This window comes from Streptomyces sp. 11-1-2 (genome assembly GCF_003595545.1).
Classification (GTDB): Bacteria; Actinomycetota; Actinomycetes; order Streptomycetales; family Streptomycetaceae; genus Streptomyces; species Streptomyces hygroscopicus_B.
The window spans coordinates 2,042,228-2,061,954 of record NZ_CP022545.1 but is presented as its reverse complement, the minus strand read 5'-3'; the positions used below and the strand labels follow the sequence as shown (position 1 = coordinate 2,061,954).

General features: G+C 69.5%; 16 protein-coding genes. 10 read left to right on the top strand and 6 right to left on the bottom strand.

Features of this window, described 5'->3' with window-relative positions; all coding sequences use genetic code 11:
- Positions 1-7 precede the first annotated feature (7 nt).
- Positions 8-838 carry a TIM barrel protein gene (locus tag CGL27_RS08350; protein WP_119985659.1) on the bottom strand — a complete coding sequence of 277 codons (831 nt, stop codon included), beginning with the start codon at positions 836-838 and terminating at the stop codon, positions 8-10.
- Positions 838-1,227: a gamma-glutamylcyclotransferase gene (locus CGL27_RS08345; protein ID WP_078645008.1), complete on the bottom strand. Its 390-nt coding sequence runs from the start codon at positions 1,225-1,227 to the stop codon at positions 838-840. The genes CGL27_RS08350 and CGL27_RS08345 overlap by 1 nt, the downstream gene beginning before the upstream one ends.
- A gap of 607 nt (positions 1,228-1,834) precedes the next feature.
- On the opposite strand from CGL27_RS08345, the gene CGL27_RS08340 reads away from it, so the two are divergent.
- On the top strand, positions 1,835-2,035 hold the full coding sequence (locus CGL27_RS08340) for a DUF3311 domain-containing protein (protein ID WP_078647780.1): 201 nt from the start codon (positions 1,835-1,837) through the stop codon (positions 2,033-2,035).
- Positions 2,032-3,534: a sodium:solute symporter gene (locus CGL27_RS08335; protein ID WP_119985657.1), complete on the top strand. Its 1,503-nt coding sequence runs from the start codon at positions 2,032-2,034 to the stop codon at positions 3,532-3,534. The genes CGL27_RS08340 and CGL27_RS08335 overlap by 4 nt, the downstream gene beginning before the upstream one ends.
- An 84-nt stretch (positions 3,535-3,618) precedes the next feature.
- On the opposite strand, the gene CGL27_RS08330 is transcribed toward CGL27_RS08335, so the two are convergent.
- Complete coding sequence (locus CGL27_RS08330) at positions 3,619-4,758, bottom strand: PQQ-dependent sugar dehydrogenase (protein ID WP_119985655.1); 1,140 nt, start codon at positions 4,756-4,758, stop codon at positions 3,619-3,621.
- A 194-nt stretch (positions 4,759-4,952) separates the two neighbouring features.
- Between CGL27_RS08330 and CGL27_RS08325 the strand changes: the two genes are divergently transcribed.
- Positions 4,953-5,495, top strand: a complete 543-nt coding sequence (locus CGL27_RS08325) for a class I SAM-dependent methyltransferase (protein ID WP_119985653.1) — start codon at positions 4,953-4,955, stop codon at positions 5,493-5,495.
- On the opposite strand, the gene CGL27_RS51625 is transcribed toward CGL27_RS08325, so the two are convergent.
- On the bottom strand, positions 5,450-7,498 hold the full coding sequence (locus tag CGL27_RS51625; RefSeq protein ID WP_240450397.1) for an NAD(P)-binding protein: 2,049 nt from the start codon (positions 7,496-7,498) through the stop codon (positions 5,450-5,452). The two genes, CGL27_RS08325 and CGL27_RS51625, sit on opposite strands and share 46 nt — an antisense overlap.
- A 315-nt stretch (positions 7,499-7,813) precedes the next feature.
- Here CGL27_RS51625 and icmF point away from each other — a divergent pair, with 315 nt between their 5' ends.
- The 4 genes from icmF (at position 7,814) to CGL27_RS08300 (ending at position 13,949) form a co-directional block, all read left to right on the top strand.
- Positions 7,814-11,044, top strand: coding sequence for a fused isobutyryl-CoA mutase/GTPase IcmF (gene icmF / locus CGL27_RS08315; RefSeq protein ID WP_119985651.1), 3,231 nt, complete (start codon positions 7,814-7,816; stop codon positions 11,042-11,044).
- A gap of 42 nt (positions 11,045-11,086) precedes the next feature.
- Entirely contained in the window at positions 11,087-11,947 is an 861-nt protein-coding gene (locus tag CGL27_RS08310; protein WP_119985649.1) for a 3-hydroxybutyryl-CoA dehydrogenase, read from the top strand.
- 125 nt (positions 11,948-12,072) lie between these two features.
- Positions 12,073-12,657 carry an SUKH-4 family immunity protein gene (locus CGL27_RS08305; protein WP_119985647.1) on the top strand — a complete coding sequence of 195 codons (585 nt, stop codon included), beginning with the start codon at positions 12,073-12,075 and terminating at the stop codon, positions 12,655-12,657.
- A 176-nt stretch (positions 12,658-12,833) separates the two neighbouring features.
- The gene (locus tag CGL27_RS08300; protein ID WP_119985645.1) at positions 12,834-13,949 is read left to right on the top strand and encodes a Xaa-Pro peptidase family protein; all 1,116 of its coding nucleotides are present in this window, start codon (positions 12,834-12,836) and stop codon (positions 13,947-13,949) included.
- A 179-nt stretch (positions 13,950-14,128) separates the two neighbouring features.
- On the opposite strand, the gene CGL27_RS08295 is transcribed toward CGL27_RS08300, so the two are convergent.
- Complete coding sequence (locus tag CGL27_RS08295; protein WP_119985643.1) at positions 14,129-14,968, bottom strand: enoyl-CoA hydratase/isomerase family protein; 840 nt, start codon at positions 14,966-14,968, stop codon at positions 14,129-14,131.
- A gap of 18 nt (positions 14,969-14,986) precedes the next feature.
- Between CGL27_RS08295 and CGL27_RS08290 the strand changes: the two genes are divergently transcribed.
- The 3 genes from CGL27_RS08290 to CGL27_RS08280 all read left to right on the top strand — a co-directional run bounded on the left by CGL27_RS08290 (position 14,987) and on the right by CGL27_RS08280 (position 16,362).
- Positions 14,987-15,307, top strand: a complete 321-nt coding sequence (locus CGL27_RS08290) for a helix-turn-helix domain-containing protein (protein ID WP_240450396.1) — start codon at positions 14,987-14,989, stop codon at positions 15,305-15,307.
- 105 nt (positions 15,308-15,412) lie between these two features.
- Positions 15,413-15,997, top strand: coding sequence for a GNAT family protein (locus tag CGL27_RS08285; RefSeq protein ID WP_119985641.1), 585 nt, complete (start codon positions 15,413-15,415; stop codon positions 15,995-15,997).
- 95 nt (positions 15,998-16,092) lie between these two features.
- Entirely contained in the window at positions 16,093-16,362 is a 270-nt protein-coding gene (locus CGL27_RS08280; protein WP_119985639.1) for an aldo/keto reductase, read from the top strand.
- A 93-nt stretch (positions 16,363-16,455) separates the two neighbouring features.
- On the opposite strand, the gene CGL27_RS08275 is transcribed toward CGL27_RS08280, so the two are convergent.
- On the bottom strand, positions 16,456-19,701 hold the full coding sequence (locus CGL27_RS08275) for an alpha-mannosidase (RefSeq protein WP_119985637.1): 3,246 nt from the start codon (positions 19,699-19,701) through the stop codon (positions 16,456-16,458).
- Positions 19,702-19,727: the final 26 nt, after the last annotated feature.

The window sequence follows — 19,727 nt, the reverse complement described above, 5'->3', positions numbered from 1 at the left end:
GTCCCGGTCAGGCGTGGTGGTCGCTGCCGCGCCGCTCGAATGGGAGCCACGCGAAGCTGTCCGCGCTCGGGCCCTCGGGCTTGTACTCCAGGCCCACCCAGCCGGCGTAGCCCGCGTCCTGGAGGCGCAGCAGCAGGCCGTCGAGGTCCAGCCGTCCCGTGCCGGGCGCGCCCCGCCCGGGTGCGTCGGCGATCTGGACATGGCCGATGCGATCGGCGTGGGTGGCGATCACTCCGGCCACGTCGTCGCCGTTGACGGTCAGGTGGTAGAGGTCGGCCAGGAGACGGAGGTTGCGGCTGCCGGACTCGGCCGCCACCCGGTCGATGACGGCGAGTGCGTCCGCCGCGGTGAGCAGCGGGTACGCCGGGGCGCCGCTGACCGGCTCCAGCAGGATCGTGCCGCCGACGCGCTCGGCGGCCTTGGCCGCCAGCGCCAGGTTCTCCACCGCCAGGTCGTCCTGGTCCGCCGGAGCGGCGCCGTCGACCCGGTTGCCGTACAGCGCGTTGAACGAGCGGCATCCCAGTTGTTCGCCGATCGCCACGGTGACGTCGATGTTGTCGCGGAACTCCGCCGCCCGGCCCGGCCAGGACACCAGACCGCGGTCGCCGCCGGGCATGTCCCCGGCGAAGAAGTTCAGGCCGGTCAGGCGGACGCCGGCGGAACGCACCGCCCGCACGAAGGCATCGACCTCCGCGTCCGTCGGCACGGCCGTCGCGTAGGGCCACCAGAACTCGATCGCGTCGAACCTCGCGGACTTCGCGGCGGCCGGACGCTCGAGCAGCGGCAGCTCGGTGAAGAGGATCGACAGGTTGACGGTGTGGGGAAGTCGGTTCTTCATCAGTTCTCCCGGCCGAGGCTCTTCAGGTACGGACGCCAGCCACCGAAGTCGCTGATCTCCTTGTGAACGCCCCTCTCCAGCTCGCCGCGGCGAAGGAGCATCGAGAAGGACGAGGAACCGTCCTGGAGCCGGATGATCCCGAACTCCAGCTCCGGCGGTTCGGTGGGCAACAGGTGGTCGCGCAGCACCTCGTCGGGGACGTCGTAGACCTCGCCTTCCACCGCGGTGCCGACACCGGGGTCGGGCAGCAGCCCGGGGCAGACGTCCTGGATCGAGAACAAGCGGTAGCCGGGGGCGGTGCGGGTCCGGGCCACGAGGGGGGCTCCGCGCAGGTGGTGATGGAAGGGACCGCCCTCCATCGCCTGGCCGTTCAGGAACATGCGTGCCATGGGATCTCCTTTCTCGAGGGGTCACGGTGTTGCGTTTGGCCTTTGAGCGCCGGGCCTCCTCGGGGCCGTCGGCCGTCGGCCATGACCTGGGTGGTGAGCGTGCCTGGTGGGGAGATGCGCTGACCTCGCAGAGTCGGGAGGGGCCCGGCAGAGCGCCGGGGAACTTCTGCGATGTGGATAGTATTTTCTGCAATGCGGAATAACAACCCCCCGCCCGCCACTCGCCCCGGGCGCCGTCGCCGCACGTCCCGCACTTCGGTGGCAGACTCATCGGCACGGTGGCGACGTCCGGACGGACCAGTGGCGCGGGGGGCGTGGAAAGCCTTGACAGGCCCTCGTGGCGGACCTATACATCTGCCAATCGAAAAATAAATTCCGCATGGCGAAAAGCGCTTCGGTCTCGTCTCACCTGCCGCCGTGGCCCTGGCCGGCAGCTCTGGTCGGCGGCCCTGGTCAGCAGTAGGCGATCCGCCGAGGCGCCGCCTCTCCTACGCCATGCGCGGCGTCCCAGCGGCCCCGTCCCCACCGCACCGCGTGGGACGTGCCACCCACCCCAGACGGCGTCGCCCCACCCGTGGAGCACGGCCCGTCCCAGGAGGTTCTCGACGTGAAACCCATCCATCTGCTCGGCGTGATCCCGTTCCTCGGGATCCTCGGGGGAATCTTCATCGCGAACCGGGTGACGCCCTACGTCCTCGGTATGCCGTTCAACCTCTTCTGGCTGGTCATGTGGGTCGTGCTGATCTCGGCGACCATGGCCGTCATCTACCGCCTGGACCCGGCGAACCGGGAGGAGCAGAGCTCATGATCGCTCTCGCCGTCATCTTCGCCTTCCTGCTCGCGGCCCTGGGCCTGGGACTGCGCGCCCGCCGTGGCAGGTCCATGGATCTCGAACAGTGGTCAGTGGGCGGCCGCGGCTTCGGGACGGTCTTCGTCTTCCTGCTGCTGGCCGGCGAGATCTACACGACCTTCACCTTCCTGGGCGCCTCGGGATGGGCCTACGGCAAGGGCGCGCCCGCGTACTACATCCTCTGTTACGCCTCACTGGCCTACGTTCTGTCGTACTGGCTGCTCCCGGCCGTGTGGCGCTACGCCAAGCAGCACCGGCTGATCTCGCAGTCCGACTTCTTCGTCGCCAAATTCGACAGCCCGCTGCTCGGCGCGCTGGTGGCCCTCGTCGGAGTCGTCGCGATGGTGCCCTACCTCGTCCTGCAGCTCAAAGGGATGGGGATCATCGTGTCCGTCGCCTCCGACGGCCGTATCTCCTCCCACTGGGCCATCGTGATCGGCACAGTGGCGCTGACCCTCTATGTGACGATCTCGGGCATCCACGGCTCGGCCTGGACATCGGTGCTCAAAGACGTCGCCATCCTCGCGGTCGTCCTCATCCTGGGCATCTACCTGCCGGTGCACTACTTCGGCGGCGTCGGGGAGATGTTCCACGCGGTGGACAAGGCCCACCCCCAGCTCCTCACCCTGCCCTCCAGCGGCATGAGCGCCTCGTGGTTCGCCTCCACCGTGCTGCTCTCGGCGGTCGGCTTCTACATGTGGCCGCACACCTTCAGCGCCGCCTACAGCGCCCAGAACGAACGCGTCTTCCGCCGCAACGCCATCTTCATGCCGCTCTACCAGCTCATCCTGCTCTTCGTCTTCTTCGCCGGCTTCACCGCCATCCTGGTCGTGCCCGGCCTCAAAGGCGCCGACGCGGACCTGTCCCTGCTGCGCATCACCACCGCCACTTTTCCCTCCTGGTTCGTCGGCATCGTCGGTGGCGCCGGGCTGCTCACCGCGCTGGTCCCCGGATCCCTGCTGCTCATGACCTCCGCGACCTGCCTGTCGAAGAACGTCTACCGCCTCGCCCGGCCCCACACCAGCGAGCAGCACATCGGCCGCCTCGCACAGCTGCTCGTCCCCGCCCTCGCCCTGATCTCCCTCTACTTCACCTTCAACGGCGGCAGCTCGATCGTCTCGCTGCTGCTCATGGGCTACGCACTGGTCACCCAGCTCTTCCCCGCACTGCTGGCGAGCCTCGCGCCACGGCAGTTCGTCACCAAACAGGGAGCAGCCGCGGGCATCGTCGTCGGAGTCACCACGGTCTCCGTCGTCACCCTCTCCGAGGTCACGGTGGGCAGCCTCCTGCCGGGGCTCCCGCAGGCGGTGAAGGACCTCAATGTCGGCATCATCGCCCTCGTCCTCAATATCGTGGTCATGGTGGCCGTCTCCGCCGTCACCCGCACCGAGAGCCCCGCCCCCGCCCCCGCCGCCGCCCTGCGCCCCGAACCCGAAGCCACGGCCGGCACCGGCTGACCCGCCCCCCCCGGGGCCGGAGCCTCACACGGGGCCTCCGGCCCAGGGCCGCACTCGCTACTCGGCGGCGTCTTCCCGTAGTTGTTACACCGGGTCGATGCGGGAGACGCTGCCACCTATGGCGAGCACGTACAGCTCGCCACTGCCGCCCTGCACGAACGAGATGACCTCGCCGCCGTTGACTCCGAGGTCGTTCACGCCGGTCACCTTGCCGTTCTCCATCTGCAGAGAGCGGACGGTGCCGTCGCAGTAGTCGCTGAACACGTACTGACCCTTGAGGTCCGGGATCGCGTCGCCTCGGTAGACGTAGCCGCCGGTCACCGAGCAGCCCAGATTGGTGCGGTCGTACTCGTGGATCGGCGGCACGTGGTTCGCGGGTTCCGTGCCGCCACGGAAGGGATGGGTGCCCTCCATCTGGGACCAGCCGTAGTTCTCGCCGCCCTTGCTGTTCGCCGGGGCCCAGTCGATCTCCTCCCAGTCGTTCTGGCCGACGTCACCGATCAGCAGGTCGCCCGTGCCCGCGTCGAAGGAGAACCGCCACGGGTTGCGCAGCCCGTACGCCCAGATCTCGTCCTTCGCGTTCGGGTCGTCCACGAACGGGTTGTCCGGCGGGATCGCGTACGGCTCGCCGCCGCTCGGGTCGATCCGCAGGAGCTTGCCGAGCAGCGTGTCGAGGTTCTGCCCGTTGCCGTGCGGATCACCGCCCGCGCCCCCGTCGCCCAACGCGATGTAGAGATAGCCGTCGGGGCCGAACTTGATGTCGCCGCCGTTGTGGTTCGAGTACGGCTGCGTCTGGGTGAGGACGGTGCGCCGGGTGTCCGGCTGGATCTTGCCGTCCCGCATGGCGAACTCGTCCACGGTGCTGGTGCCTTCGAGGTTTGTGAACGAGATGTAGAAGTGCGCGAATTCCTTGTCGAACGCAATGCCCAGCAGGCCGCGTTCACCGTCGGTGGTGGTCTCGTCGGAGATGTCGAGGACGGGTGCGCCCAGTCCCTGATCATCCAAAACCCTTACGCTGCCTGGGCGTTCGGCAATCCAGACCGTGCCTCCGGGACCGGCGGCGCCGGCGGTCGGATTCTGGGCCGTGGCCAGGTTCTTGAGCGCGACCTTCGCCGCTGCCTGCCGTGGGGCGGCGGGCTCGTCGGCGGACGCCGTGGTCAAGGCGAGGGAAGCGACGAGGCAGATGGTGCCGATGATCGCCGAACTTCTGGTGCGAACTTTCACCGTGATCCTCCTGGAGGCGGTGAATCGGGAGGTCACCCGGCTGCTTGGGCAGGTTCAGGGGGTGTCGCCCGCGCCGGCACGCAACCTGGGTGGGGGGATGGTGTGCTACTGGCCATGAATGAGAATACTGGGACCGGCGTGCTTGGTATAGACCAGGACTCCATCCGGCTACCTCCGTGTGACACGCTGGCGGCATGACGTGGAACGGCGACGAGTACCAGTCCCGGTTCGACCGCATCGCCGCCGAAGGAGGGGACATTCACGGTGAAGCCGCGCTGGTCCGCTCCTTCCGGCCGGCCACGGTCCTCGACGCGGGTTGCGGCACCGGCCGGGTGGCCATAGAGCTGGCCCGTCACGGGATCGACGTGGCGGGCGTGGACACCGACGAGTCGATGCTCGCCACCGCCCGGCGGCTGGCCCCGGAGATCCGCTGGCATCAGCAGGATCTGGTCGGCCTCGACCTGGGGTTGTCCTTCGATGTCGTGGTGCTGGCGGGCAATGTCCCCCTGTTCACCCCACCGGGAACGGAACCGGCCCTGGTGGCCGGGGCGGCGGCCCATGTGCGTCCGGCCGGCCGTCTCGTCGCGGGTTTCGCCCTGGACCGCGGTTACCCGCTGGACGCCTACGACGCGCACTGCCGCGCGGCGGGACTCACCCTCGAAGCCAGGTACGCGACGTGGTCCCGCGCCCCTTACACCGACGGGAAGTACGCCGTTTCCGTACATGGCAAGCCCTGAATGCCCACCACCGGGCCGACGTTCAGGGCTGTGCGGGCCGGAGCGCCTTCCTGGGGCGTGGGCGTCATACCGTGTCGTAGAGCAGAGGCGATTCGCACGGCGGCTTCCCGTCCCTCGGCGATCGCGTGCGCGACACGTCGCGGAACCACGGCGTCGCCGACTGTCAGTACCAGGGGGTTGGTGCGGTCCGGGGCGGCGCGTGGGCGGCGTTCCCCCACGACGACGACCTGGTCCGCGGGCACGGTGGTCATCCCTCCGGAGGTGTGGTGAGCGACGGCGACGCCCTCGGGGCCGATGCCGGTTGCCGTGCACAGCGGCATGATGTCCAGTTCGCAGGTGCCCGACAACCGCTGCAGCAGCTGGACGCGGCTCTCGGGCGGAATGGCTCCGGCGAAGGCCGTTCCCGGGGTGACGAAGGTGATGCGGGGAACTCCCGCGGCCACGGCCAGTTCTACGACATCGCATCCCGGCCACCAGCCGAAGCCATCGTCGGCCACCAGCACATGGGCGGCACCGGCCAAGGACGGAACTCCCCGCGCCAGCGCGGCCGACGACACCACGGCCCCGGCCTCGATCAGCGGTGACGTCTCCACCGCGCCCGTGGCCAGCACCACGGCGTCGAATGCGTCGAGTTCACCGCCCGGCTCCGCGGTCCGCCGCAGACGTACGTCGACCCCCTCGGCGGACAGCATCCGTTCGTAGAAGCCGAGCAGCGCGGCCCAACCGGCGCGGTGGGGCGCCAGAGCCGCCGTGGACAGCTGCCCGCCCAGCCGGTCGGCGGCCTCGAAGAGGACGACGTCCGCCACCCCGGCGCGGGCGAGACTCAGCGCGCACTCCAGGCCCGCGGGCCCCGCCCCCACGACGGCCACGCGCCGTCCGGTGACGCGTGGCGGGTCCCAGGCGCGCACCAGCGGTGCGGCGGGCCGACGCGGTTCGCCGGGCGGTGCGAGGTCCGGGTTGACCGCGCACAGCAGTACCGGGTCGAACGTCCGGCAGTCCTCGTTGCAGGCCACGCAGGGCCGGACCTCCGTCGCACGTCCCGTGAGCACCTTGCGCGGCAGGTCCGGGTCGGCGATGAGGGCGCGCGCCATCCCCACCAGGTCGGCTCCGGCCGTCAGGGCGTCATCTATCGCGGCCGCGGTGCGGAAGGCGTGGGACGCCACAAGCGGCCGGGTGATGAGCGACCGCAGCCGCGCCAGGTTGTCCAGCACCGGCGGGCGCTCGGTGGCCATGTCACGGACGTACGTGGTGCGTACGCCGACGGTGACGTTGACGTAGTCGACCAACGGATCGACGGCGGGCAGCAGGTGGGCCAGTTCGTCCGGCCTCAGCGCCACGTCCTCCGACGCGTCGACGCTGAAACGGATGCCCAGCAGTGTGGTGGTGGACAGCCCGCGAATCGCGGCGATCACCCGTTCCAGCACCTCGAACCCGTCACGGCGCGGGTTGGTGCGCGGCGAGAGGAACTGCTCCAGCAGGTAGCCGTGGGCGGCGTGGAGTTCGATCCCGTCGAACCCGGCCTCCAGAGCGTGGGCGGACGATACGCGGAACGCCTCCACCACCTCGTCGATCTCGCTGCCGAGCAGAGCGCGCGGCGCGGTCGGCTCACGGGGAGACCGTACGGCCGAGGGCGCGGCCGGTGCGTAGTACGACTGCGCGCCGAGCGTCTCCCGGCCGAGATGGACAAGCTGGCAGACGGCGACCGCGCCTTCGGCGTGCATGGCGTTGACCCGCGCTCGCAGCGGCTCGACCGCCTCCGGACGATGGAGCTGAAGGATGTTTCCCTGCCGGGGCGCGGACTGGGGCGCCACCGTCGTACCGCCGCAGATCAGCAGCGCCGCGCCACCGGCCGCCAGACGGCCCCAGTACTCGGCGTCGCCGCCGAGCGGTAGCCCGTCCCGTACGAAACCGCTGGCGTGGGCGGTGGCGACCAGCCGGTTCCGCAGGGTCAGCGAACCGACGGTCAGCGGTGCGGCGGCTGCCGGAGGGTGTGATGCGATCACGGCGCCTCACTTCTGAGGAAGAGCGCATGGTTGAACCTAATCAAGTTCAAAGTTAAATGCCACCGCGGAGTGCCGTCAATCACAAGTCACGAGATCACAGACTGATTGACGATGCGACGCACCGCATCTAATCTTCAAACTGAAGTCAATTCACTATCTACTGATGCGACCGGCTCGCCCTCGCGATGCCATGGTGGCGCGGAATCACTCGCACTGCTTCTGTGCTTCTCTTCACACCCTCCCCGCTTCCGGTGATTTACTAGGACGTCCTACTATCTCTTCAGTCAGCGCCCTGACCTGTCTGGGAAGGCCCTCATGAGCGATCTGCACCGTCCTGCGCACCCCGTCCGCCTGGTCACCGCTTCGGCGCTGTTCGACGGGCACGACGCGTCGATCAACATCATGCGACGGATCTTCCAGTCCCAGGGCGCGGAGGTGATCCACCTCGGTCACAACCGGTCGGTGCGGGAGGTCGTGGACGCGGCGCTGGAGGAGGACGCACACGGTGTCGCGGTCTCGTCCTACCAGGGCGGTCACGTGGAGTACTTCGAGTACCTGGTGGAGTCGCTGCGCGCACAGGGAGCGGAGCATGTCCGTGTGGTGGGCGGTGGTGGCGGCGTCATCGTGCCCGAGGAGATCGACCGGCTGCGCGGTAGCGGAGTGACCATCTTCTCCCCGGAGGACGGGCAGCGGATGGGCCTCGCCGGGATGGTCAACTCGGTGATCAAGGACTGCGACTTCGACCTCTGGGACGGCAGGCCGGCCGACACCGCCGCCGTACTCGCCGGCGACCGGTTCGCGATCGCCCGCGCCATCACCGGAGCCGAACTCGGCAAGCTGTCCCCGGACTTCCTGGAACAGCTCCGTGCCGCCGCGGCGGCACGGGTCACGCCGGTGCTCGGCATCACCGGAACCGGCGGCTCGGGTAAGTCCTCGCTCACCGACGAGTTGGTGCGCCGGTTCCGCGTCGACCAGCAGGACAAGCTACGGATCGCGGTGATCGCGGTCGACCCGACCCGCCGTCGTGGTGGCGGTGCGCTGCTCGGTGACCGGATCCGGATGAACTCCCTGGACGGGAACCGGGTGTTTTTCCGGAGTCTGGCCACGCGCAACAGCCGTGAGCTGCCGGAGCACCTGGCGGACGTGATCGACGTGGTGAAGGCCGCCGGGTTCGACCTGGTGATCGTGGAGACGCCGGGCATCGGCCAGGGCGACGCGGCGATCGTGCCGTTCGTCGACACCTCGATGTACGTGATGACGCCCGAGTTCGGCGCCGCCTCGCAGCTCGAGAAGATCGACATGCTCGACTTCGCCGACGTGGTGGCGATCAACAAGTTCGAGCGGCGCGGCGCCAAGGACGCGCTGCGCGACGTGGGCCGTCAACTGGTCCGCAATCGCGAGGCGTTCGGCATGCGGCCCGAGGACATGCCGGTGTACGGCTCCTCGGCGGCCACGTTCAACGACGACGGCGTCACCGCGCTGTACCAGCACCTGAAGGGCACCCTGGCCGAGAAGGGGCTGCCGCTGTCCGAGGGCAGGCTGGCGCCCGTCGACGTGCGCCACTCCTCCGGCATCCGGCAGGTGGTTCCCGCCGAGAGGGTGCGCTACCTCGCCGAGATCAGCGAGCTGGTCCGCGGGTACCACGCCGAGACCGACCGGCTGGCCGAGTCGGCCCGGCGGGTGCAGCGCCTGGAGGCGGTCGAGGGCGAACTCGTCCAGGTCGGCTCCGACGCCGGGAATGTGCGGTCGCTGCTCGAGGACGCCCGCCGGGAACTCCCGCACGACATCACGGAACACATCGGGAACTGGCCCGCCGTCGTGGCCTCCTACTCCGGCGACGAGCAGATCGTGAAGATACGGGACCGGGAGATCCGCACCACGCTCACCCGCGAGTCCCTGTCCGGCAACAAGATCCCCCGGGTCGCCCTGCCCCGCTTCACCGACCACGGGGAACTGGTGCGGTTCTGGCGCCGGGAGAACCTGCCCGGCCACTTCCCGTTCACCGCCGGGGTGTTCCCCTTCAAGCGCGACGGCGAGGACCCGGCGCGGATGTTCGCGGGCGAGGGCGACCCGTTCCGCACCAACCGGCGCTTCAAGCTGCTGTCCGAGGGCCAGCCGGCCACCCGGCTCTCCACCGCCTTCGACTCCGTCACCCTCTACGGCCGTGACCCGGACGAACGCCCCGACAACTACGGCAAGGTCGGCACCTCCGGAGTGTCGGTGGCGACCCTGGAGGACATGAAGGCGCTCTTCGACGGCTTCGACCTGGTGGCGCAGACGACCTCGGTCTCCATGACGATCAACGGACCGGCGCCGGCCATCCTGGCGTTCTTCCTCAACACCACGATCGACCAGCAGATCGAGAGGTTCCGTACCGCCGAGGGCCGCGACCCGTCGCCCGAGGAGACGGCCGAACTGCGTGCGCACGCGCTGGGAAGCGTGCGCGGCACGGTGCAGGCCGACATCCTCAAGGAGGACCAGGGCCAGAACACCTGCCTGTTCTCCACCGAGTTCTCGCTGCGGATGATGGCCGACATCCAGGAGTGGTTCATCGCCAACAAGGTCCGCAACTTCTACTCGGTGTCCATCTCCGGCTATCACATCGCCGAGGCCGGTGCGAATCCCATCAGCCAGCTCGCCTTCACCCTGGCCAACGGCTTCACCTACGTCGAGTCCTACCTCGCCCGGGGCATGCACATCGACGACTTCTCCCCGAACCTGTCGTTCTTCTTCTCCAACGGCATGGACCCCGAGTACTCCGTCCTCGGCCGGGTCGCCCGCCGCATCTGGGCCGTGGCGATGAAGGAGAAGTACGGCGCCAACGAGCGCAGCCAGAAGCTGAAGTACCACGTCCAGACCTCCGGCCGCTCGCTGCACGCCCAGGAGATGGACTTCAACGACATCCGCACCACCCTGCAGGCGCTCATCGCGATCTACGACAACTGCAACAGCCTGCACACCAACGCCTACGACGAGGCGGTCACCACCCCCACCGAGGACTCGGTCCGCCGGGCCCTCGCCATCCAGCTGATCATCAACCGGGAGTGGGGTCTGGCGATGAACGAGAACCCCCTGCAGGGGTCCTTCATCATCGACGAGCTCACCGACCTGGTGGAGGAGGCCGTCCTCGAGGAGTTCGAGCGGATCAGCGAGCGCGGCGGTGTGCTCGGGGCGATGGAGACCGGCTACCAGCGCGGCCGTATCCAGGACGAGTCGATGCTGTACGAGCAGCGCAAGCACGACGGCACCCTGCCGATCATCGGCGTCAACACCTTCCGCAACCCGCACGCGGACACCGCCGAGCCCGACGCCATCGAACTGGCCCGCGCCACCGAGGAGGAGAAGCAGTCCCAGCTGGCGCGGGTGCGGGAATTCCAGGCCGGCCACCACGAGACGGCCCACGCCGCACTGGACGCCCTCAAGGACGCGGCGGTGAGCGACCGCAACGTCTTCGCCGTCCTCATGGACGCCGCCCGGGTCTGCTCGCTGCAGCAGATCACCGACGCCTTCTTCGAGGTCGGCGGCCAGTACCGCCGCAACGTCTGACCAGCCCCGGCACACCCCCCAACTCACCGGAGAGAACCTCAGATGGATCCCGTCACCCGTCTCGGCGTCGTCGGCTGCGGCCTCATGGGCTCCGGCGTCGCCGAAGTCGCCGCCCGCCACGGCATCGATGTCCGTGTCGCCGAAGCCACCCCGGACGCCGTCGAGGCGGGCCGCCGTCGTCTGACCGCCTCCCTCGACAGGGGCGTACGGCGTGGCAAGCTCGGCGAGGAGCAGCGAGACCAGGCCCTCGCCCGGCTTTCCTTCACCCACGACCTCGGTGACCTGTCCGACCGCCAGTTCGTCATCGAGGCCGTCGCCGAGAACCGCGACATCAAGACCGACGTTCTGCGCGCCCTGGACAAGGTCGTGGAAGACCCGGCGGCGATCCTGGCCACCAACACCTCCTCGATTCCCATCGTCGACCTCGCCGTAGCCACGGAACGCCCCGCCCAGCTCATCGGCATGCACTTCTTCAACCCGGTGCCCGTGCAACAGCTGGTCGAGGTCATCCCCGCCCTCACCACCAGCCAGGAGACCGTGCGGCGCACCCACGACATCGCCCAGCAGCTCGGCAAGCAGGCCATCCAGGCGCCCGACCGCTCCGGCTTCGTCGTCAACGCCCTCCTTGTGCCCTACCTGCTCAGCGCGGTGCGCATGGTGGAATCGGGCTCCGCACGCCCGGACGACATCGACCAGGGCATGGAACTCGGCTGCGCCCACCCCATGGGACCGCTCCGCCTGCTCGACCTCATCGGCCTCGAGACCATCCAGGCGGTGGCCGAGTCGATGTACGAGGAGTTCAAGGAGCCCCTGTACGCACCGCCCGCCCTGCTGCGCCGCATGGTCGCGGCAGGTCACCTCGGCCGTAAGAGCGGTCGTGGCTTCTACACCTACGATGCCTGAGACCCCTCCCCGGCCGCGCCGAGCTATCCGCAGCCGACCCCGTGGCGCTGAAAAGCCACGCCCCGCGATGCGATTGACTGGGGTCGGCAATGACCGAACGACGCGGATTTCATGGGGGCCACGCGGTGAAGAGCAACGACACTCCGCTCATACCGGACGCGGTGTGGCTGGAGCAGCGGCTGGGCGAAGGCTCGCTCTGGCGACCGGACGAGGCCGGTCTGCCGGTGGAGCTGACCGATGCCCAGTCGAGGGAGTTCCTGCTCACGGTGGGTTTTCCGGCCGTCCGTCTCGACGTCGTACGGATCGACACACGGCACGTGCGGGACGAGGGCGGGCTGGAACCGTTCGACGCCGACGAGATCTACGGGAACCGCTACCCCGACGACGACTCCCCGCCCAAGAACTTCTGCTTCACCGTGGCCACGCGGTACGACCAGCACCTGATGCTCGAAGCGGCGGACGGTGGCATCACCCACTACGACCCCAACGGGTGGGATCACGGAGACGGGTGGCAGGGACCGGCCGCCGATTCGCTGCCCCGGCTGGCCGTGCTCCTCGGGCTGATCGCCGAATCGGGCAACGCCCTGGAATCGGCCGACGACGCCGTACGGGCGGCCGCCGTCACCGATCTGCGTGAGCGCCTGATCGACCTGGACTCGGATGTGGACGAATCCGCGTTCTGGGGCGAGATCTTCGAGGATCTGGGCTAGGAGCGGGTCGGTCAGGCGGTCGGTTCGGACCTGGCACAGGCAGTGCGTCCCGTGCCCTTGGGGTTGCCGCTGTGCCGCATGCTGTGGAGGCTGGGGCCGAGAAGGGGCCTCAGCCGGTCGAGGACGGTCTGGCCCGCTGCCTCGGCCCGGCCCGACACCAGGATGGAGTACTCCCTGTGACCCTCACCGATCTCTACCCCGCCGACCGCCTGGAGCGCGCCCGGGAGGCCGCTGCCGGCGCGGGCCTGGACGCGCTGCTGATCAGTCCTGGCGCCGACCTGCGCTATCTGACGGGTTACCACGCCCTGCCCCTGGAGCGGCTCACCTGCCTCGTGCTCCCTGCGGACGCCGAACCCTTCCTCCTGGTACCGGAGTTGGAGCGGCCCGCCGCCCTCGCGTCCCCGGCCGGGAACCTCGGCATCGAGATCACCGGATGGGCCGAGACCGAGGACCCGTATGCCCTCATCGCGGCCAGACTGCCCGCCGGTATGGCCCGGGTCGGCGTCGACAACCACATGTGGGCCGAGAAGACGTTCGCCTTCCGCGCCGTGCTGCCCGACACCGACCAGGCACTCGCCGGAGAGGTGCTCGGCCGGCTGCGGATCCGCAAGACCCAGGCCGAGGTCGAGGCGCTGCGCCGGGCGGGGGCGGCCATCGACCGGGTGCACGCCCGCATGGGCGAGTGGCTGCGCGCCGGGCGCACCGAACGCGAGGTCGGCCGGGACATCGCGGAAGCCATCACGACCGAAGGCCATGTGCGGACCGACTTCGTCATCGTCGGCTCCGGACCCCACAGTGCCAGTCCCCACCATGAGCTGTCGGACCGGGTGATCCTGCCCGGTGACCCCGTGGTGGTCGACATCGGGGGGACCACCGAGGACGGCTACTGCTCCGACTCCACCCGCGATTACGTCGTCGGCGAGCCGTCGGCGGAGTACCGACGGCTGTACGAGGTGCTGTTGACCGCCCAGCGCGCCCAGACCGATGCGGTGCGGCCCGGTATCACCGCCGAGCAACTGGACGCGATCGGCCGGGACGTCATCACGGACGCGGGCTTCGGGCCGCACTTCATCCACCGCACCGGCCACGGCATCGGGCTGGAAACCCACGAGGAGCCCTACATCGTGGCGGGCTCCGCCCTGCCGCTGGAGCCCGGCATGGCCTTCTCCGTCGAGCCGGGCATCTATCTTCCCGACCGGTTCGGAGCCCGCATCGAGGACATCCTCATCTGCACCGACGACGGTGGTGAACGGCTCAACCGCACCAGCCGTGAGCTGGTCGTACTGCCATGACCGTCCGGTTCGGTCTCCAGCCGCTGCCACGCCGTATGCGGTGACGGCGACTTCGCCACGTCGTCCGCGTCGCTGACCCGGACGGTGGCCATGGTCGTCGTGCAGCGGTGCATTTCTCAGCCCGGAGCCGGTTCACCCGCGCCATTCCCGCTCCGAACTGGATCCGTTGGGAGACGGACCTACTGGATCTTGTCGAAAATGGCCTCCAAGTGCCGCTCCCCGTCACGGGTTTGTGCACCTGCGGCCAGTGCGGCCTTGGTGAGACGGGCCGCGGCGGGCCCGCCGAGGAGCTGGCCGAGAAGCTCATTCCCCCTTTCCAGGCCGTGAGCGATCGAGTCCGACGCGGCGTCGACCGCTTCGACCGCGGCGCGAGCGACACCGGGTCGCAAGGCGGCGATTCGGGCGGCGAGGGTGTCGACGACATGGTCGAGCTCGGCGTTCGGCACGGCCCGGTTCACCCATCCGTACCGTTCCGCGGTCGCCGCATCGATCAACCGCGTACCGAGGATGATCTCCAGGGCACGTGCGCGGCCTACGAGACCGGGCAGGTATGCGGTGCCTCCCGCGCCCGGGATGATCGCCGCCGCGGTCTCGGGCTGCACCAGACCGGCGTGCTCGAGGGAGGCGAACCGCATGTCCATGGCCGACAGCAGTTCCGCACCGCCACCGCGTGCCAGCCCACGCACCTTGGCAATCGTGATCTGCGGCAGCGACCTGAGGCGTTCGTGGAGCCGCATCATCGGGTTCAAGGACTGGTCTGCCTCGGGGGCGATCGGGAGTGCCGAGAACGCCGCTGCATTGTCGGCAAACGTCATGTCGCCATGCGCGATGAAGAAGTCCGGGTCCGCGCTGTCGAAGACGATCACCCGGACGTCGTCGTTGCCGGACATCGAGGCCGCGAACCGGTCCAGGTCGAGCATGAGGGTGGCGTCCAGCAAGTTGAGCGGAGGGTGGTCGATGACGACTTCCGCCACACCGCCGTTGATGGAGACCTGGATAGCCGAGTATTCGCCGGTCATGGATCCTGCCTTCACTGGTTGAGCAAGGGAGTATCGGAGGCACTGTGCGACCGCCCCCGGCGCTTCAATGAGCTTCGCCAGCACTTGCCTGCCGTCACGCCGAAGTCACTGACCACATGCCTGCGGCGGCTCGAGCGCAACGGGGTGATCGAACGGCTGGTCGTGTCCACGGACCCGGTGGCGATCGAATACCGCATCACTGACCTGGGTCGGAGCCTTGAGTCACCCCTGCAAGCGATGTTGAGATGGGTCGTCGATCACCTCGATGCGGTGGAAGCCGCCCGATCCGACTATGACGAGCGACGTACGCGCAGCGAACAAACGCCCCTCATGTCGTAACACGGCCCGGCGTTGGGGTCACCGGTCATACAGCCGTGCCCGGAGGTGCTGCTCTCCTCAGTTCGGTTCTCCTGCCGGTGTCATGGCTCGCTCTAATGTGTCGAGGTGAAGAACAACATTCTCCTCGGCAGTGAGGTCCGTCTCGTCCCGTTATCCACCGAGCATGCTGACGCGCTCTTCCCCTCTGCGTCCGACCCTGAGGTATGGCGATGGATGCCGCGGCCACGTCCTGAGACCGTGACGCAGATGCGCACGATGCTGAGCCAGATGATCGCGGATCCTGCCCGGCGGTGCTTCGCGGTGCAACGTCGTGACGACGATGTTGTGATCGGTTCGACCAGCTTGTACGACCTCGATCTGGACGAGAGCCGCGCTGAAGTCGGCGCGACATGGTTCGACCGATCTTGCTGGGGAGGTCCGTACAACGCCGAGTCCAAGCTGTTGCTGTTCAGCCATGCCTTCGATGACCTGTGCCTCGTCAGGCTGGCTCTGCGCACCGACCATCTCAATGTGCGTTCTCAACAGGCTCTGGCCCGTCTTGGCCTGGTCTATGAAGGGACCCTGCGCAGCCATATGCGGCGCCAGGACGGCACCCGCCGCGACTCGCTGTACTACAGCCTGCTCGCGGATGAGTGGCCCACCGTTCGTGACACGTTGCGGGCCAGAATCGCTACCAAGAGGACCGCATGAGGGCTGGGACACCAGTCGCGCGCCTCCCCGAGCGCCGCGCTGTTCCCGCTGGTCAGGTGAGGTGTTCGTGGAGGTCGGGTGTCGGCTGGTCCTGAGTGGCGGCCCAGGCGGACAGGAGGCGGAGGGCGTCGGTCGCGGCCTCTTCGCGGCGCAGCACACCGGCCCAGGTCGCCCTGGCCTGGCTGCTGGCCAAGGGCGAGCACATCGTCCCGATCCCCGGCACCAAGCGGGCCGCCCGCGTGGCGGAGAACACCGCCGCCGACACGGTCGAGCTGACCGCTGAGCAACCGGCCAAGCTCGACAGCCTGCCCCCGGCCGCCGGCCATGACGGAAACGAGGAGGTGAGGCGGCGTATCGAGCGCTGACGTTCCCCCACATGACCGTGATGGAGCGCGTCGTGGGAGCCGCCCGCCACTCACACGGAGCCGGTGGCGGGTGGCTCCCACGACGCTATCCCGCTACCCCGCGGCGCCGAGGCGCACGCGGACCGCGGTGGTGCCCAGGCGGGGGATGTCCACGAGGATGTCGTCGCCGTCGAGGGTGGCGGGGCCGTCGGGGTCGCCGAGGTAGGTGGCGCGCTCCGCGCTCGCGACGGGGAAGCCGCACCTGAGGCGGACCGTGCGTGGCTCCGTGGCGAAGGACTGGAGCCTCACCAGCAGGTCGGCGCCGTTGTCACCTGGCACCGGGGCGGCGTCGCGGACCGCGATGCGCGCGTCGTCCACGGAGAGCAGCGCGCGTTCGGCCGGCCGGTCCGCGTCGGGGGCGCCGTGCGCCGGGACGCCGATCAGCGGGTGGTCGACCTCATAGGCGGTGCGCAGTGCCAGGGCTTCGGCGTCGATGGCCTCGCCGCCGCGGCGCACGCCCACCGCGTAGCGGAAGGTGGTGTGGAACGCCTGCTGGGACGGGAAGTTGGTGTCCCAGAGGTTGTTGTGGACCCAGGAGTAGACCGTGCCGGGCTGTCGCGGTGAGGTCGAGTCGGGGAAGGGCGCGTAGGGCAGGGCGATGGTCTCCGGCTCGACCAGCGGTGCGTCCCGGGTGATCCAGGCGACGGGGCCGCCGTCGTCCGCCAGGGAGACGAACGACCTGATGGCACGCATGTGCTGGGGTGCGCCGGGCACATGGGCCAGGCCGGTGCCGGTCAGGGCCCCGGTGATCTCGTAGTGCACCGTGGGCCGCGTCAGCGCGAAGGGGAACGCGAGGTAGGCGCTCTCCTTCGTCATGGTGGCGGGCTTGTCGAAGCGGTTGTCGATCACCAGGTGCGCGTCGTCACGGCCGAGGCTGAGCGTGGTGCGGGCCCGGAGGACGCCGTCTGCCGCGTACTCGTAGGTGAGGCGCTGGCCGAGGGCGTCGTCGACGCGTTCGAGGAGCACGGCGGGGCGGGCCAGGGTCCGGGAGCCGAGGAGTTCCAGATCCTCGCTCACGGTGGTCTTGTTGGCCTGGTGGTTGTAGCCGCCCGCGGTGGTGTAGGTGTCGTAGACGTAGCCGTTGAAGCCGACGACGGCGTCCTGGTCGACGAGTTCGCGACCGGTGGCCTTCTCGACGAGGCTCGCCACACAGGCCCTGGTCAGGTCGAGGCGGACACGCAGATGGTCGTTCTCCAGGATCAGGTCGTCGGCGGTGGGCAGGGGGACGGCGCGGTCCTTGCGCTTCTCGCCCTCCTCGTCCCCGTCGAGGCGGAGCGCGGCGGGGGAGGCCACCACCTTGCCGCCGTCCTCGCCGGTGACCGTCACGTCCAGCCGTACGAGCCCGAACGGCGGTACGTCGGGTACCTGGATGTGCAGCCACCGCCCGGCGTCCCGGTGGACCGGGTTGGTCTGCGCCTCCTGGACCAGCGGCAGTTCCGTGCCGGTGCGGCCGTCGGCCACCGACACCGTGCTCGTGAGCGGGACACGGCTCTCGCGCAGGAACACCGTCACGACCGAGGTGCGGGCCGCCGCCGTGGTGTTGACGGCCCAGTACGTCACGTCGGCGTCGGCCGCGGTGGGCAGCAGGGCGCCGAGTGCGGCCGAGGCGTGGTCGAGGAAGGTGTCGGCGTCGTTGTCGCCGTGCAGCGCGTACCCGTACTTCCAGTGCCACTGCTGCTCGCCCGACTCGCCGCCCGCGTCACCGTGGGTCCACGGGTCGGAGGCGCCCCAGGTGTGCTCGTTGAACAGGGATACCGACCGGTACACCTGGTCGGCGCCGTCGCGAGCGGCCGCGGCCAGGTCGGTGGTGGGCGCCGCGGGGGAGGCCAGGGCGGCCATGCCGTACAGAGTGGCGGCGTCGGTGACGGTGGACTGGGCGCGGCGCACCATGGCCTGGGGCCGGGCGCCCGAGCCGACGCCCTCGACCCACCAGTCGCCCCAGTCGCCCTCGAAGGCGGGGATGGCGTCGCCCAGGCGGGCCTCGGCGTCGGTGAAGAAGTCGGTATTGGTGGACAGCCGCAGCCTGGGGCTGTCCCACGTCTCGTTCCAGCGCCGTACGGTCTCGGCGAGGATCAGCCGCGGCGGCGCGTTGTCCCCGAAGTGGCCCTGCACCCGCAGATGCAGCACGTCCCACGGGTAGGGCTCGCGCTCGCCCGGCGCGGGGGACGGTGAGCCGAGGAGCTCGGGCGGGATCGGGTAGGGGTTGGTCGCGAGCGACGTCAGGTAGGCGGGCAGCAGGTCGTCCACCATGGCGTAGGAGGTGTCGAAGCCCAGCACGGGCCCTTCCATGTAGGCCAGGCCGTGGGGGCTGTCGGTCATCCACACCAGCACCTCCTTGCCCGACGGGGCGCGCCACCGGAACAGGCGCGGCAGCCGTGCCCCGCCGTTGGTGGTGGGCACCGAGCGCCCGGCCCAGTTGTGCGCCACCGACAGGTAGCGCACGCCCAGCGGGGACAGGGCGTCCGGCAGCCCGGCGACGGAACCGGGCACATCGGTCTGCATGGCCGAGTGGAACTCGATCCCGTAGGTGTCCCGCACCCGGCGGGCCAGCCGCAGCAGTTCGTGCAGTTCGTCGGTGGAGCAGGTGTCGCTGTGGAGGTTGTACGGCATGGCCGTCAGCTCGATCTGGCTGGCGCGGACCCGCTCGACGAACTCCGCGACCCGCTCCGGCGGCCGGACGGCGGCCCACTGCTCGAACGACCACAGCGACTCCACGGCCCACCGGAACTTGGCGTCGTCGGGCCAGCCGTCGGTGGTACGGGTCAGGTCGAGGCAGGAGTCGAGGAAGGCGACGTGTTCGCCGAGGACGGTGCCCTGGGGATCGGTGTAGCCGATGTCCAGGTGCGAGTGGTGGACCAGGTGGATCGTCCAGTCCCGCGGTGGTTCCAGCGCGAAGGCGAGCACCGCCGACACGTCGCCGTTGCGGGCCTGGATCCGCACATCGCGGCGGTCGCTCTCCAGCGGGAGCATCAGGCGTGGCCCGCCGGGCGCGGGCAGCACCTCGACGGGTACCCGGCCACGGCCGGCGACCTCCACCTCGAAGGTCCACTCGCCGTGGTCGGGAGCGCTGTGGTCCGGAGAGCCGTGGCCCGGAGTGCCGTGGCCCGGCGCGTCACCGGAGATGAGGATGCGCACGCCGCGCCGGGCGCCCGCGTCGTCGCGGCGTACGAGGTGTTCCGGCAGGGCCCGCAGTTCCGTGCCGCCGGCCCGCGCGGTGGCGGCGACGGCGAGGCCGATCATGCTCGTCCGGGCCTTGTCGGTGGACCAGCGGCGGTCGCGTACGAGTGCGCGCGTCGTCATATGTCTTTCTCTCCCAGGGTGGTTCG

Bases quoted from the DNA above. Each gene is read 5' to 3' on its own strand.
- icmF (WP_119985651.1), top strand. From the start codon at position 7,814: ATGAGCGATCTGCACCGTCCTGCGCACCCCGTCCGCCTGGTCACCGCT.
- CGL27_RS08295 (WP_119985643.1), bottom strand. From the start codon at position 14,968: ATGACCGGCGAATACTCGGCTATCCAGGTCTCCATCAACGGCGGTGTG.
- CGL27_RS08345 (WP_078645008.1), bottom strand. From the start codon at position 1,227: ATGGCACGCATGTTCCTGAACGGCCAGGCGATGGAGGGCGGTCCCTTC.
- CGL27_RS08310 (WP_119985649.1), top strand. From the start codon at position 11,087: ATGGATCCCGTCACCCGTCTCGGCGTCGTCGGCTGCGGCCTCATGGGC.
- CGL27_RS08275 (WP_119985637.1), bottom strand. From the start codon at position 19,701: ATGACGACGCGCGCACTCGTACGCGACCGCCGCTGGTCCACCGACAAG.
- CGL27_RS08325 (WP_119985653.1), top strand. From the start codon at position 4,953: ATGACGTGGAACGGCGACGAGTACCAGTCCCGGTTCGACCGCATCGCC.
- CGL27_RS08350 (WP_119985659.1), bottom strand. From the start codon at position 838: ATGAAGAACCGACTTCCCCACACCGTCAACCTGTCGATCCTCTTCACC.
- CGL27_RS08335 (WP_119985657.1), top strand. From the start codon at position 2,032: ATGATCGCTCTCGCCGTCATCTTCGCCTTCCTGCTCGCGGCCCTGGGC.